Genomic DNA, 13,995 nt, shown 5'->3' with positions numbered 1-13,995 from the left:
AATTAAAAAGAAGGAAAGAAACATTATGGAAACAACACAAACTTCCCATTCGCTCTCCCAAGCCCTGTGGAACTCAGCGGATGTTCTCCGCTCTAAGATGGATGCTAATGAATATAAGTCCTATCTTTTGGGCATGGTCTTTTATAAGTACCTGTCAGATAAGATGCTCTTTTTCGTGGCAGAAACTATGGAAGAGGGGACGGATAGTCTTGAGGATGCCCTTGAGGTCTATCGCAATTATTACGAGGATGCGGAGACTCATGAAGATCTGGTATCTGTTATAAAGGATGAGCTCAACTATATCATCAAGCCTGAGTTGACCTTTACGTCTATGCTAGCACGTGTCAATGAAAATTCTTTTCAGTTAGAAAATTTGGCCCAAGGTTTTCGTGATATCGAGCAGAGTGACGAACTCTATGAAAATCTCTTTGAAGATATCGACCTCTACTCTAAAAAACTAGGCGCAACTCCGCACAAGCAAAACCAAACGGTGGGTGCAGTCATGAAAAAGTTGGCTGTGCTAGATGTAGCAGGTCATGCGGGTGATATGTTGGGGGATGCCTATGAGTTTCTGATTGGTAAGTTTGCGACTGATTCGGGTAAGAAAGCTGGTGAGTTCTATACGCCTCAACCTGTTGCCAAACTCATGACTCAGATTGCCTTTTTGGGTCGTGAGGACCAGCTAGGTTTTACCATCTATGATGCGACTATGGGGTCTGGCTCTCTCTTGCTCAATGCCAAGAAATATTCTTATCAACCGCAAACGGTGGTCTATTTTGGTCAGGAACTCAATACTTCGACCTATAACCTGGCTCGGATGAACATGATCCTACACGGTGTTCCAGTGGAAAATCAATTTCTCCACAATGCTGATACACTAGACGAAGACTGGCCAACTCAAGAACCGACCAACTTTGATGGTGTTCTCATGAACCCTCCTTACTCTGCCAAGTGGTCAGCTAATTCTGGCTTTATGGCGGATCCTCGTTTCTCTCCGTTTGGGAAATTGGCACCCCAGTCCAAGGCTGATTTTGCCTTTCTCCTGCATGGATATTACCACCTCAAGCAGGATAATGGAGTTATGGCTATCGTTCTTCCCCACGGTGTTCTCTTCCGTGGAAATGCGGAAGGAACCATTCGTAAGGCCTTGCTAGAAGAAGGAGCCATTGACACGGTTATCGGTCTACCTGCCAATATCTTCTTTAATACCAGCATTCCGACTACGGTTATCATTCTCAAAAAGAATCGGACCAATCGTGATGTTTACTTTATCGATGCTTCTAAGGAGTTTGATAAGGGAAAAAACCAGAATATCATGACGGATGCTCATATCGAGAAGATTCTGGAAGCCTACAAGTCTCGTGAGGAGATGGATAAGTTTGCCCATATAGCAAGCTATGAAGAAATCGTCGAAAATGACTATAACCTCAATATCCCTCGCTATGTAGACACCTTTGAGGAAGAAGAAGTCGAGCCACTGACAGATATCGTCAGCAAGATTAACGAGACAAATGAAGCAATCCAAAACCAAACAGCTTCTCTACTTGAAATGCTCGGTCAACTCCACGGAACCACACCAGAAGCCGATGCTGAGCTCGAAGAGTTCTTGAAGCATTTTAAAGGGTGATGGAGCTAATTGATTCGCTCATATTCCACTCATAATTCGCTCATTTTTAGGATACAACTTTGTTTCCATATTTCCTGGAAACTGATAAAAAGCAAGGAGAAACATGGAACAAACTAATCAAAAATCCCAGTGTCAGCAACTCTGGGCTAGAAATAAGTACCTGGTCTTGAGCCATTCCAGCAATATTTACAATGAGATTCGCCAATATCTCAAGAATGAAGAGGTAGAGGTAAGTCATGTTCAAGAACTGATCGACCGTGCCTGTCAAATCCCAGAACACAGGGGTCAGGTTTGCAATGCCTTTCAGCATATTTGGGGCTATTTCAAAAAGAAAGCGACAGATGCTGAGCGCAAGGACTACATGCTCTTGTTGGACCGCTACCGCTTTGGTCAGGCTTCTAAGGAAGACTTAATCGCTAAGACGAGAGACTTGCTGGATTGCTATCCCAATACCTATTTACAATATTCGACTTTACTGAAAGGAGACGCCCATGAGACTTTGGCATGAGGCTTTGATTTCACAACTTCCCCGTCCTCAACTTTTGGGGCAACATCGAGAATGTTGTGCCCTGCGTGGCAATGGCTGGGGCAAAAAGCATGCGACGGTGGACTATGTCTTTACCCACTCGCCCTATCATCTCTATGCTTATCATCGCTTGATTATGGAGGAAATGGCTGACCGTGGCTACAATGTCAGTCCAGAGTGGCTGGACAAGAACTACCGTGGCAAGATCTGCCCTCCTTATCAAGACTTAGCAGAGGAAAAGCTGACCAGTCCCATCTACAGCGAGCATGATGCAAGATACTATGAGGAGTGTCTGGATAATCTCCGAGAGAAGGGGATCAACCTATAGTCTTTTTTAATACCAAGCCATAGTCACTGATGAGAATCATCAATAGCTCGTTTGAGCATTCTAACTAAAATACAGCCACAAAACAAGCTATACATAGGATTTGAGACACTGGTCTCAAGTCTTTTCTTTTGACCAAAAGAGTGATATAGTTTCAAACTATATCAAAGCCTAATTATTTACAATTATACAGACAGTTCCTTTTCTGTTAAGATAGTTTCAACAACAAATTTTGGAGGACACATCATGTCAACTACGATCATCGGTTTCCCTCGTTTGGGCGAATTCCGCGAATTGAAATTTACAACTGAAAAATACTTTAGAAAAGAAATCTCAGAAGAAGAACTCTTGGCAGCAGCAAAAGAATTGCGTGCAAAACACTGGAACATTGTCAAAGAAAAAGGCATCACTGAAATTCCTTCAAATGACTTTTCTCACTATGACAACTTCCTAGATGCAGCTTTCCTTTTCAACGTGGTACCTGCATCCGTTCAAAACTTGGACTTGTCTGACCTTGAGCGCTACTTTGCTTTGGGACGTGGTTACCAAGGAGAAAAAGGGGATGTTCGTGCCCTTCCGATGAAGAAATGGTTCAACACCAACTACCACTACATCGTGCCTAAATTTGAAAAAGACACTCAAGTTAAATTGGCTGGTCACAAGATCTTTGATGAGTTCCAAGAAGCAAAAGAACTTGGATTGAACACTCGTCCTGTCCTTGTAGGTCCGTTCACTTTCCTTCAATTATCAGACTTTGAAGAAGGCGTGAAAGCAGAAGACTTCGTAGATAGCTTAGTAGCTGCATACCAAGAAGTTTTTGCTAAATTAGCTGAACTTGGTGCGACTCGCATCCAACTCGACGAAGCGGCTCTTGTTAAAGACTTGACAGAAGAAGAAAAAGCTCTCTTCTTGAACATCTACAACAAACTCTTGGCTGATAAAAAAGGTCTTGAAGTCTTGCTTCAAACTTACTTCGGTGACGTTCGTGACGTCTACTCTGATCTTGTGAACTTGCCAGTAGATGCCATCGGTTTAGACTTCGTTGAAGGTAAGAAAACTCTTGAACTCGTTAAAGGTGGCTTCCCAGCTGACAAGACTCTCTATGCAGGTATTGTCAATGGAAAAAACATCTGGCGCAACAACTACGAAAAGAGCTTGGCTATTCTTGAGCAAATCCCAGCTGAAAACATTGTTTTGACTAGCTCATGCTCACTTCTTCATGTGCCATTTACAACTGCTAATGAAGAATTTGAGCCAGCTATCTTGAACCACTTTGCTTTTGCAGTTGAAAAATTGGATGAGATTCGTGATTTGGATGCTATCCGCAATGGTCAAGGTACAGAAGCTCTTGCAGCTAACAAAGAACTCTTTGCGACTGAGCGTGTGGGTGTAAATGCGGAACTTCGTGCCCGTATCGCTGGCTTGACTGACGCAGACTACACTCGTTTGCCAGCCTTTGCAGAACGTGAAGCTATCCAAGAAGAAGCCTTCAAACTTCCTGATCTTCCAACAACAACGATTGGTTCATTCCCTCAAACTAAGGAAGTCCGTGCCAAACGTTTGGCCTTCCGTAAGGGTGAATTGTCACAAGAAGAGTACGACGCTTTCCTTGCTGAAACTATTGACGAATGGATCAAATGGCAAGAAGAAGTTGGATTCGACGTGCTTGTACACGGTGAGTTCGAGCGTAACGACATGGTTGAATACTTCGGTCAAAACTTGTCAGGTTACCTCTTCTCTAAGAATGGTTGGGTACAATCATACGGTATGCGTGGGGTGAAACCACCAATCATTTGGGGTGATGTCACTCGTCTCAACCCAATCACTGTTAAATGGTCTAGCTACGCACAAAGCCGTACTGACAAACCTGTTAAAGGTATGTTGACAGGACCTGTTACCATCCTTAACTGGTCATTCCCACGTGAAGACATCTCTATCAAGGACTCAACTCTTCAAATCGCCCTTGCTATTAAGGATGAAGTTCTTGACCTTGAAGCTGCAGGTGTGAAAATCATCCAAATCGACGAGGCTGCTCTTCGTGAGAAATTGCCACTCCGTCGTAGCGACTGGTACGAAGACTACCTTGACTGGGCTATTCCTGCCTTCCGCTTGGTACACTCAACAGTAGCGCCAGACACACAAATCCACACCCACATGTGTTACTCAGAATTTACAGATATCATCCCAGCTATCGACAACATGGATGCGGACGTTATTTCCTTTGAAGCAAGCCGTTCAAACCTTGAAATCTTGGACGAACTCAAAGCGAAAAACTTCCAAACAGAAGTGGGACCTGGGGTATACGATATCCACTCACCTCGTGTGCCAAATGAAGGCGAAATCGACCACACAATCGATGCTATTCTTGCCAAAGTACCAAGCAAGAAAGTTTGGATCAACCCTGACTGTGGTTTGAAAACACGTGGTATTCCAGAAACAAAAGAAAGCTTGATCCGCCTTGTCGAAGCAGCAAAAGCTGCGCGTGAGAAATTGTAAGATAAGATTTCTCTCTTGACACTGACTGATCAAGGAACTGCTTGGCCCAAGCTGGCTTAGCAATCATGAAATCAAAAAGAAAAGGATAATGACTATGTCACGCCAAACTCCGTCACTTTCATTTGAAGTGTTCCCTCCAAACCCAGCTGTGGGTAATGATAAAATTATTTCAGCCTTGCAGGATATGCGGGAGCTGACACCGCACTTTATCAGTGTGACTGCCAGCAATAATAAATTTAATATCAAGGAAACAACGGTTCGTTTGGCTGACTTTATCCAGAATGACTTGGCGATTCCAACCATTGCCCACTTGCCAGCTATCTATCTGACCAAGGACAAGGTTGCTGAAACTATTGCGGACTTGGACAAGGTTGGGGTACAGAAAATCTTAGCCTTGCGTGGAGATATCATCCCTGATGTGGAGCCACAAAAGGATTTCTGCTATGCAACGGACTTGATCGAGTTCATCAAGGAACAAGCCCCTCACTTTGATATTATTGGTGCTTGCTACCCAGAGGGGCACCCTGACTCTCCAAACCAAATCTCGGATATTCAAAATCTCAAGAAAAAAGTGGATGCAGGCTGTTCCAGCCTCGTAACGCAGCTTTTCTTTGACAATGAGCGTTTCTACGATTTCCAAGATAAGTGTACCTTGGCGGGGATTGATGTTCCCATTCATGCGGGGATTATGCCCATTCTTAACCGTAACCAAGCGCTTCGTCTCTTGAAGACTTGTGAGAATATCCATCTTCCACGCAAATTTAAGGCTATCTTAGACAAGTATGAGCATGACCCTGAGTCGCTCAGAGCAGCAGGACTTGCCTATGCAGTGGATCAAATCGTGGACTTGGTAACCCAGGATGTCGCAGGTGTGCATCTTTACACCATGAACAATGCTGAAACAGCAAAATACATCCACCAAGCAACCCATGCCTTGTTTAACCATCAGTCTTTAGGATAATAAAAAGCAAACCATTCTTCTCAGGTGAGGGGAATGGTTCCTTTTTAATAGAAAAGCCCGTACTTTTTAAAAAAAATATGATAAAATAGACTCTGTACGTACTTGATACAAAGATGAGGGTATAAACATATTCTTAGCTATTCAAATCTGCTATGCTATAAAAGATACAAATGCTAAAGAATAATATTTTTAAACTTTTCAAGGTATTTAGGTAGTTGAACACGGGCTAAATCCCTAGTGAAAAAGATAGATTTCCTGGTGTGCATCGCACACTGCGTCAATCTCCTATTTTCATACGGGATTCTTTACGCCCTTTGTATCCTGATTTTTGTAGGCAAGGCGTATAATTTCATCAATCCAAAGGGGATTAAAATGACAAAACAAGTGTTTCAAACGACTTTTGCGGGTCGTGAGTTAATTGTAGAGACTGGTCAGGTTGCTAAGCAAGCAAATGGCTCTGTTGTTGTGCGTTACGGTGAGTCAACTGTCTTGACTGCGGCCGTTATGTCTAAGAAAATGGCAACTGGGGATTTCTTCCCACTTCAAGTCAACTATGAAGAAAAAATGTATGCGGCTGGGAAGTTTCCTGGTGGCTTTATGAAACGTGAAGGACGTCCTTCAACAGATGCGACTTTGACAGCGCGTTTGATTGACCGTCCAATCCGCCCTATGTTTGCGGAAGGTTTCCGTAATGAAGTGCAAGTAATCAACACGGTCCTTTCTTACGATGAAAATGCCTCTGCTCCAATGGCGGCTATGTTTGGCTCATCCTTGGCACTTTTTATCTCAGACATTCCGTTTGACGGACCAATCGCTGGGGTACAAGTGGGCTATGTCGACGGCCAAATCATCATCAACCCTAGTCAAGAACAAGCAGAGCAATCTCTTCTTGAATTGACAGTTGCAGGAACTAAACATGCAATCAACATGGTTGAGTCTGGTGCCAAAGAATTGTCAGAAGAAATCATGTTGGAAGCCCTTCTCAAAGGGCATGAAGCAGTCAAAGAATTGATTGCCTTCCAAGAAGAAATCGTTGCTGCGGTCGGTAAGGAAAAAGCAGAAGTAGAATTGCTTCATGTGGACGCTGAATTACAGGCTGAAATCATCGCAGCCTACAACAGCGACCTTCAAAAAGCGGTTCAAGTAGAAGAAAAATTGGCCCGTGAAGCTGCAACCCAAGCGGTTAAAGACCAAGTGACTGCAGTGTATGAAGAAAAATATGCAGACCACGAAGAATTTGACCGTATCATGCGTGATGTGGCTGAAATCTTGGAACAAATGGAACATGCTGAAGTGCGCCGTTTGATCACAGAAGACAAGGTGCGTCCTGACGGACGTAAGGTCGATGAAATCCGTCCTTTGGATGCGCAGGTTGACTATCTTCCTCGTGTACATGGTTCCGGTCTCTTTACTCGTGGACAAACTCAGGCTCTTTCAGTTTTGACCTTGGCTCCGATGGGAGAAACGCAAATCATCGATGGTTTGGACCCAGAGTACAAGAAACGATTTATGCACCACTATAACTTCCCTCAATACTCTGTAGGGGAAACAGGTCGTTATGGTGCACCAGGTCGTCGTGAAATCGGTCACGGTGCTCTCGGTGAGCGTGCTCTTGCTCAAGTATTGCCAAGCTTGGAAGAATTCCCATATGCGATCCGCTTGGTAGCAGAGGTCTTGGAATCAAACGGTTCATCTTCTCAAGCATCTATCTGTGCGGGAACGCTTGCCCTTATGGCTGGTGGTGTGCCAATCAAGGCACCAGTAGCTGGTATTGCCATGGGTCTCATCTCAGATGGAAATAACTATACAGTATTGACAGATATCCAAGGATTGGAAGACCACTTTGGAGATATGGACTTTAAGGTTGCAGGTACTCGTGACGGGATTACAGCCCTTCAGATGGATATCAAGATCCAAGGGATTACTGCAGAAATCTTGACTGAGGCTCTTACTCAAGCCAAAAAAGCGCGTTTTGAAATCCTTGATGTGATTGAAGCAACTATTCCAGAAGTTCGTCCAGAATTGGCTCCAACTGCTCCGAAAATTGATACCATCAAAATTGATGTGGACAAGATTAAGATTGTCATCGGTAAGGGTGGAGAAACCATCGATAAGATCATTGCTGAAACAGGCGTTAAGATTGATATCGATGAAGAAGGAAATGTTTCTATCTACTCGAGCGATCAAGATGCTATTAACCGTGCCAAAGAAATCATTGCTGGATTGGTTCGTGAAGCCAAAGTGGATGAAGTTTACCATGCCAAGGTTGTTCGTATCGAGAAATTCGGTGCCTTTGTCAACCTCTTTGACAAGACAGATGCCCTCGTTCACATTTCGGAAATGGCTTGGACGCGTACCAATAATGTCGAAGACTTGGTGGCTATTGGAGACGAAGTCGATGTCAAAGTTATCAAGATTGATGAAAAAGGACGTGTTGATGCTTCTATGAAGGCTCTTCTTCCTCGTCCACCAAAACCAGAGCGTGACGAAAAAGGTGAAAAGTCTGAACGTCCTCACCGTCCACGTCATCACAAGGATTACAAACCTAAGAAAGAATTTACACACAAACCAAAAGATTCAGAATAAGAAAGGAGAAATGTATGGGATGGTGGCGCGAAACCATTGCTATCGTAAAAGAAAATGATCCAGCGGCTCGCACTACCTTGGAAGTCTTGCTGACCTATCCAGGTGTTAAGGCCTTAGCTGCCCACCGTCTCTCGCATTTTCTATGGAAGCATGGCTTCAAACTCCTGGCTCGTATGCACAGCCAGTTTTGGCGCTTTTGGACTCAGATTGAGATTCATCCGGGTGCCCAGATTGACTCAGGTGTCTTTATCGACCACGGTTCAGGTCTGGTGATTGGAGAGACGGCGATTGTTGAAAAAGGCGTTCTGCTCTATCATGGAGTGACTCTTGGTGGGACTGGTAAGGATGTTGGCAAACGCCATCCTACCGTTCGCAAAGGAGCGCTTATATCTGCTCATGCTCAAGTTATCGGACCGGTAGAAATCGGCGAAAATGCTAAGGTGGGAGCAGCCGCGGTTGTTGTGGCAGATGTTCCTAGTGATGTGACGGTTGTCGGTATTCCGGCCAAGATTGTCCGTGTTCATGGTGAGAAAGACGAGCCAACCATTCACGAAGTCGAAGAAAAACGGGAGTACTATGTCAATAAACTAGAGCAGGCTAGAGAAGCCAGCCACAGATCGTCGGGGTTGTAGAGGTTACCTATATGATTCAAGCAAGAAACAAGTTAAGCCAAGAGGAGTTATCTGAGGCGAAAAAACTCATTAACTGTTGCCAAGCCTATGACGGTACCTATCGTGATCCCTATCTTTCTAACATGCTTAATTTTGACCCAAACATGCCCGCCTTTTTCCTTTATTATGAAAAAGGCGAACTTGTTGGTTTATTAACTGTCTATGCAGATGACCAAGATGTGGAAGTGACGATACTGGTTCATCCAGATCATCGCCGTCAGGGGATTGCGCGTGCATTGTTTACTAGTTTTGAGAAAGAAACGGCTTCTTTCCCTATTCGTTCAGTCACTTTTCAGACAGAACGTATTTTTCTAGACCGTTATCCTGATTTTGTCAGCAACTGGGGATTGGTCGAGGACGAGGATACAGAAACCTGGTTAGGTAAGGATAGAAGGCCTTATCCGTTAGAAAAGCTTTCCAATCTTGAAGTTTTGTTAGCAGATAGTTCGTATCAAGATCAAATTAGTCAGTTAAAATTTCAGGCATTTTCAGAGGAACATGAATCGAGAGAAGTTGTGGATAGATATGTCGCTGAAGCTCTGAAGGATCCAGAAAGTCGCTTATATATTTTGTTAAAAAACGATCAGGTCATTGGAACTTGCACGATTGATTTATCGAGCGATACGAATTACTTCTACGGTTTAGCAATATCGGAACCTGAACGTGGAAAAGGCTATGGAAGCTATTTAGCAAAATCCCTTGTCAACCAACTAATTGAGCAAAATGATAAGGAATTTCAGATTGCCGTGGAAGATAGCAACGTAGGTGCCAAGCGCTTGTATGAAAAAATCGGCTTTGTCAAACAGACACAGGTAGTTTATCTGAATGAGAAAGAGTAGAAAAATGCTATTAGAAGAATTCGAAAATGTACCTGCGGTTATCGAACCAACTGATCGAAGTATTCGTGGTGGTGGAGAAATTTGTGACACGATTATTTTATCTTTTAATGGAGAAATCGTTGAACGAGTAAAGCAGTTTGAAAATGTTTACGAAGGTGGATATTTAACCAATCTAAATGGCAAACTTCCATGGTATATCTATGAAAAAGATGGGAGTAAGGTAGCCGTTGCTATAGCTACGATTGGAGCTCCGATGGTTGTTGGACTCTTAGAAGAACTCAAAGCAAGAGGATTTAAGAACTTTATTGTTTTGGGTTCTTGCGGAGTTCTAGATCAGTCTATTCAGGCAGATAAGATTATCCTACCAAGTTCAGCTCTACGTGATGAAGGTACAAGTTACCATTACGCTCCTCCAAGTGATGAGATAGCTTATGATGAAACTTTGCTCTTAACTATGGAAGAAGCTTTGAACAAATCCTGCATCGAGCATATCCGCACCAAGTCTTGGACGACTGATGCCTTTTATCGAGAAACGCCTGATAAGGTCAAGCGTCGCTTGGCTGCTGGAGCCAAAGTGGTGGACATGGAAGCTTCAGCTATCATGGCTTGGAGTCAATTTCGCAAGAGTAAAGTCTATCAGTTCTTCTACACAGCTGACTATGTGGATCATCATAACCGAACCTGGGATGCCCGCCATGAAGAGCGGACAGCTGATGCCATGACTTTTTTCACTATTGCTTTGACAATAGCAAAGGAACTAGAAAGGTAACTACAAGAATGGCAGTATATTTTTACGGCTGTATCACCATGGATGGCTACTTGGCAGACAGCCAGCACAGGATAGACTGGCTGCATCAGCTTGGTTCTGTAGAGGATACAGGCTATGATGACTTTTACAGGCAAATGGATATCACCATCATGGGCAAGCGGACCTTTGAGGAAATCCAAGATTTGCAAGATGTAGAAAGTTTTTATCAAGCTACGGAAAACTATGTCTTTACGCATGATAGGCACCTGCCTGTCAGCAATTACCAGCCAGTAGCTGGGGATGTGGTGGACTTTGTTCGCCAGATTGACAAAGGCAAAAATGTCTTTGTGATTGGTGGTAATTCCTTGGTAGGACCGCTCTTGGATGCGGATCTTTTCGACCACCTCATTATTCAGATAGCACCCCTTATCCTAGGAAAGGGGGTTCCCCTCTTTACCCAAGAGGAAGGGCAGCGCTTTTACCAACTGGATAGCCTCAGACAATTTGGCCCATTTGCAGAGCTGGTTTTCAGCCGAAAAAGTCAGAAATAGAGAAGGGAGTGGACCGCATGATTAAAATTTATGACACCATGTCTCGTGATTTGCGAGAATTTATACCTATTGAGGACGGCAAGGTTAAGATGTATGTCTGTGGGCCTACGGTCTACAACTATATCCACGTGGGGAATGCCCGTTCGACGGTGGCTTTTGATACCATTCGTCGTTATTTTGAATACCGTGGCTACGAAGTTGCCTATATTTCCAATTTTACGGATGTGGATGATAAGATTATCAACCGTGCCAAGGAAGAAGGCATCACGCCTCAGGAGGTTGCGGACAAGTACATCGCTGCCTTTCGTGAGGATGTGACGGCCTTGGGCGTGAAATCTGCGACTCGCCATCCGCGTGTAGTGGAGTTTATGGCGGACATCATTCGTTTTGTCGCTGACTTGATTGAAAAAGGCTTTGCCTACGAGAGTCAAGGAGATGTTTACTTCCGCGTAGAAAAATCTCACAACTATGCTAAGTTAGCCAATAAAACCTTGGAAGATTTGGAGCTGGGTGCTTCAGGTCGTACCGATGAAGAAACGGCTCGCAAGGAAAATCCTGTAGACTTTGCCCTTTGGAAAGCTGCAAAACCAGGCGAGATTTCTTGGGACAGTCCTTGGGGACCTGGTCGTCCGGGTTGGCATATCGAGTGTTCGGTCATGTCAACAGAGATTTTGGGCGATACCATTGATATCCACGGTGGTGGAGCCGATCTGGAGTTTCCGCATCATACCAATGAAATTGCCCAGTCTGAAGCCAAAACAGGTAAGACTTTCGCCAACTACTGGATGCATAATGGCTTTGTCAATATCGACAATGTTAAGATGTCTAAATCCTTGGGCAACTTTATAACCGTACACGATGCCCTTAAAACTCTTGATGGGCAAGTGTTGCGTTTCTTCTTTGCGACTCAGCATTACCGTAAGCCTATCAACTTTACCGAAAAAGCAGTGCGGGATGCCGAGACCAATCTCAAGTATCTAAAGAACACTTACGAGCAACCTTTTTCTGGAACTGTAGATGCTCAAGAGTTACAGGCTTTTAAAGATAAGTTTGTAGTGGCTATGGATGAGGACTTCAACGCTGCCAATGGTATCACAGTTGTATTTGAAATGGCCAAATGGATTAACTCAGGAAACTATGATGCAAGTGTTAAGGAAGCTCTTGCGGCTATGTTGGAGGTCTTTGGTATTGTCTTTGTCGAGGAAGTTTTGGATGCAGACATTGAAGCCTTGATCCAAAAGCGCCAAGAAGCGCGTGCTAATCGTGACTTTGCGACAGCAGACCAAATCCGTGACCAATTAGCGACTCAAGGAATTAAGCTCCTTGATACCAAGGATGGAGTGAGGTGGACTCGTGATTGATGTCAATCTCATTAACGGGATTGCGCTAGCTTTTGAGGGAGATGCAGTTTACTCCATGTATATCCGTCGCCATCTCATCCTTAAAGGCATGACCAAACCCAACAAACTCCACCAAGAGGCGACTAAGTATGTGTCAGCCAAGGCTCAGGCTCGCTTGATTTCCCTCATGTTGGAGGAGCAAGTCCTGACGGAAAAAGAAGAAGAAATCTACAAACGTGGTCGCAATACCAATAGCCACACAAAGGCTAAAAATGCAGATGTGGTGACTTACCGCATGTCTACAGGATTTGAAGCAGTGATGGGCTATCTCCATCTGACTGAAAATGTGAAGCGTCTTGAGAGCTTGATTTCTTGGTGCATCCAAAAAGTGGAGGGCTAGAATATGATTGCAAAGGAATTACAAGACTGGTTTCCTGAAGCTCAGATTTCAGATCAGCCAGTAGAGAAACCAGGCTATCTTACTCTCCCTTTAGCTTCTCAGCAGTGGATTTTGCTGGAGGAAGCTGGGCTCAGCGAGCGTGAAAAGCAGCTGGTTGCCCTTTTGACCCAGCAAGATCAGGCTCGTTCGCTCAATCCTTGGTATCTCTATCTGATTGAGGGGAAGGGGCAGGCACCGCAAGCTTTCAAAAAGATTCAATTGGTTTATTTCCATCTGTCTTATTACCAACAGGAAAATCTAGCCTCTTGGCTGGATATGATGCGGACTCTTTTTCCCAACTGCCAGACAGTATTGCAGGTCGGTGCTCAGGATTATGTATTTGTGCTTCAACAAGATAAGTACACTTCTGTAAGAGCTATTTTAAGTGATACGATTGAAGCAGTTGAGTACGATTTTGGACTTCGTCTCTCTATCATGTTAGGCCAGGTGTGGTCTCAGACAGGACATCAAGCCCTATCAGACTTAATCAAAGCAGAGCGAGATTTGTTTAAGACTTGGTGGCGCCAAGGTTATCAAGGTGTTCACACCTTTTCACAGCTCTATCTATGGAGTATGGGGGAAAGACTTGTGGAACTGAGAGTCATTAAAGAATGCCTGCATCAGATGATTTTGGATCAGGATCAGATTCAGGAAATTATCCTTTCTCTCTGGGAAAACAGTGCTGTCTTAACTAAAACTGCCCAGCAACTCTATCTGCATCGCAATTCTCTTCAATACAAGATTGATAAATGGGAAGAATTAACAGGGCTTCAGTTGAAGGAGTTGACGGATCTCACCTTGTGCTATCAGTTGATTTTACCAGATATTCTCTAAAGTTTTGTGCAAGTTGCACAGAACTTTTTTATTTTTTTGGTCACCTTGCCGT

The 13,995-nt window shown here is 44.0% G+C and carries 13 protein-coding genes; all 13 read left to right on the top strand.

What is annotated here, in order from left to right; translation table 11 throughout:
- Nucleotides 1-25: 25 nt before the first annotated feature.
- The 13 genes from SORDD25_RS04875 (at nucleotide 26) to SORDD25_RS04815 (ending at nucleotide 13,943) form a co-directional block, all read left to right on the top strand.
- Nucleotides 26-1,627 carry a type I restriction-modification system subunit M gene (locus SORDD25_RS04875; RefSeq protein ID WP_061852838.1) on the top strand — a complete coding sequence of 534 codons (1,602 nt, stop codon included), beginning with the start codon at nucleotides 26-28 and terminating at the stop codon, nucleotides 1,625-1,627.
- Nucleotides 1,628-1,730: 103 nt separating this feature from the next.
- Nucleotides 1,731-2,135, top strand: a complete 405-nt coding sequence (locus SORDD25_RS04870; RefSeq protein WP_061852837.1) for a YbgA family protein — start codon at nucleotides 1,731-1,733, stop codon at nucleotides 2,133-2,135.
- A complete protein-coding gene (locus SORDD25_RS04865; RefSeq protein ID WP_061852836.1) occupies nucleotides 2,119-2,481 on the top strand; it encodes a TIGR02328 family protein in 363 nt (120 codons plus the stop codon). The genes SORDD25_RS04870 and SORDD25_RS04865 overlap by 17 nt, the downstream gene beginning before the upstream one ends.
- Nucleotides 2,482-2,724: 243 nt before the next feature.
- Nucleotides 2,725-4,974 carry a 5-methyltetrahydropteroyltriglutamate--homocysteine S-methyltransferase gene (gene metE / locus SORDD25_RS04860; protein ID WP_061852835.1) on the top strand — a complete coding sequence of 750 codons (2,250 nt, stop codon included), beginning with the start codon at nucleotides 2,725-2,727 and terminating at the stop codon, nucleotides 4,972-4,974.
- 94 nt (nucleotides 4,975-5,068) lie between these two features.
- On the top strand, nucleotides 5,069-5,935 hold the full coding sequence (metF, locus tag SORDD25_RS04855) for a methylenetetrahydrofolate reductase [NAD(P)H] (RefSeq protein WP_061852981.1): 867 nt from the start codon (nucleotides 5,069-5,071) through the stop codon (nucleotides 5,933-5,935).
- A gap of 372 nt (nucleotides 5,936-6,307) precedes the next feature.
- Nucleotides 6,308-8,521: a polyribonucleotide nucleotidyltransferase gene (gene pnp, locus SORDD25_RS04850; protein ID WP_061852834.1), complete on the top strand. Its 2,214-nt coding sequence runs from the start codon at nucleotides 6,308-6,310 to the stop codon at nucleotides 8,519-8,521.
- A gap of 14 nt (nucleotides 8,522-8,535) precedes the next feature.
- Entirely contained in the window at nucleotides 8,536-9,153 is a 618-nt protein-coding gene (gene cysE / locus SORDD25_RS04845) for a serine O-acetyltransferase (protein ID WP_061852833.1), read from the top strand.
- Between the two features lie 11 nt (nucleotides 9,154-9,164).
- Nucleotides 9,165-10,031 (top strand): GNAT family N-acetyltransferase, encoded by an 867-nt coding sequence (locus SORDD25_RS04840; protein ID WP_061852832.1) that lies wholly within the window; start codon nucleotides 9,165-9,167, stop codon nucleotides 10,029-10,031.
- Between the two features lie 4 nt (nucleotides 10,032-10,035).
- Nucleotides 10,036-10,800, top strand: a complete 765-nt coding sequence (locus SORDD25_RS04835; protein ID WP_061852831.1) for a nucleoside phosphorylase — start codon at nucleotides 10,036-10,038, stop codon at nucleotides 10,798-10,800.
- A gap of 8 nt (nucleotides 10,801-10,808) precedes the next feature.
- A complete protein-coding gene (locus SORDD25_RS04830) occupies nucleotides 10,809-11,330 on the top strand; it encodes a dihydrofolate reductase family protein (RefSeq protein ID WP_000301981.1) in 522 nt (173 codons plus the stop codon).
- 17 nt (nucleotides 11,331-11,347) lie between these two features.
- Nucleotides 11,348-12,691, top strand: coding sequence for a cysteine--tRNA ligase (gene cysS, locus SORDD25_RS04825; RefSeq protein ID WP_061852830.1), 1,344 nt, complete (start codon nucleotides 11,348-11,350; stop codon nucleotides 12,689-12,691).
- On the top strand, nucleotides 12,684-13,070 hold the full coding sequence (locus SORDD25_RS04820; protein WP_061852829.1) for a Mini-ribonuclease 3: 387 nt from the start codon (nucleotides 12,684-12,686) through the stop codon (nucleotides 13,068-13,070). Before cysS ends, SORDD25_RS04820 begins: the two co-directional genes overlap by 8 nt.
- Before the next feature lie 3 nt (nucleotides 13,071-13,073).
- The gene (locus SORDD25_RS04815; protein WP_061852828.1) at nucleotides 13,074-13,943 is read left to right on the top strand and encodes a helix-turn-helix domain-containing protein; all 870 of its coding nucleotides are present in this window, start codon (nucleotides 13,074-13,076) and stop codon (nucleotides 13,941-13,943) included.
- Nucleotides 13,944-13,995: the final 52 nt, after the last annotated feature.

The sequence above is a fragment of the Streptococcus oralis genome (assembly GCF_001579525.1).
In the GTDB taxonomy this organism is placed as follows: Bacteria; Bacillota; Bacilli; order Lactobacillales; family Streptococcaceae; genus Streptococcus; species Streptococcus oralis_M.
Note: the sequence above shows the minus strand (reverse complement) of the source record. Positions and strands in the feature narration are given on the sequence as shown.

What these genes read in the sequence shown, in the direction of transcription:
- SORDD25_RS04875 (WP_061852838.1), top strand. Translation starts at nt 26, where the DNA reads ATGGAAACAACACAAACTTCCCATTCGCTCTCCCAAGCCCTGTGGAAC.
- SORDD25_RS04870 (WP_061852837.1), top strand. Translation starts at nt 1,731, where the DNA reads ATGGAACAAACTAATCAAAAATCCCAGTGTCAGCAACTCTGGGCTAGA.
- SORDD25_RS04865 (WP_061852836.1), top strand. Translation starts at nt 2,119, where the DNA reads ATGAGACTTTGGCATGAGGCTTTGATTTCACAACTTCCCCGTCCTCAA.
- metE (WP_061852835.1), top strand. Translation starts at nt 2,725, where the DNA reads ATGTCAACTACGATCATCGGTTTCCCTCGTTTGGGCGAATTCCGCGAA.
- metF (WP_061852981.1), top strand. Translation starts at nt 5,069, where the DNA reads ATGTCACGCCAAACTCCGTCACTTTCATTTGAAGTGTTCCCTCCAAAC.
- pnp (WP_061852834.1), top strand. Translation starts at nt 6,308, where the DNA reads ATGACAAAACAAGTGTTTCAAACGACTTTTGCGGGTCGTGAGTTAATT.
- cysE (WP_061852833.1), top strand. Translation starts at nt 8,536, where the DNA reads ATGGGATGGTGGCGCGAAACCATTGCTATCGTAAAAGAAAATGATCCA.
- SORDD25_RS04840 (WP_061852832.1), top strand. Translation starts at nt 9,165, where the DNA reads ATGATTCAAGCAAGAAACAAGTTAAGCCAAGAGGAGTTATCTGAGGCG.
- SORDD25_RS04835 (WP_061852831.1), top strand. Translation starts at nt 10,036, where the DNA reads ATGCTATTAGAAGAATTCGAAAATGTACCTGCGGTTATCGAACCAACT.
- SORDD25_RS04830 (WP_000301981.1), top strand. Translation starts at nt 10,809, where the DNA reads ATGGCAGTATATTTTTACGGCTGTATCACCATGGATGGCTACTTGGCA.
- cysS (WP_061852830.1), top strand. Translation starts at nt 11,348, where the DNA reads ATGATTAAAATTTATGACACCATGTCTCGTGATTTGCGAGAATTTATA.
- SORDD25_RS04815 (WP_061852828.1), top strand. Translation starts at nt 13,074, where the DNA reads ATGATTGCAAAGGAATTACAAGACTGGTTTCCTGAAGCTCAGATTTCA.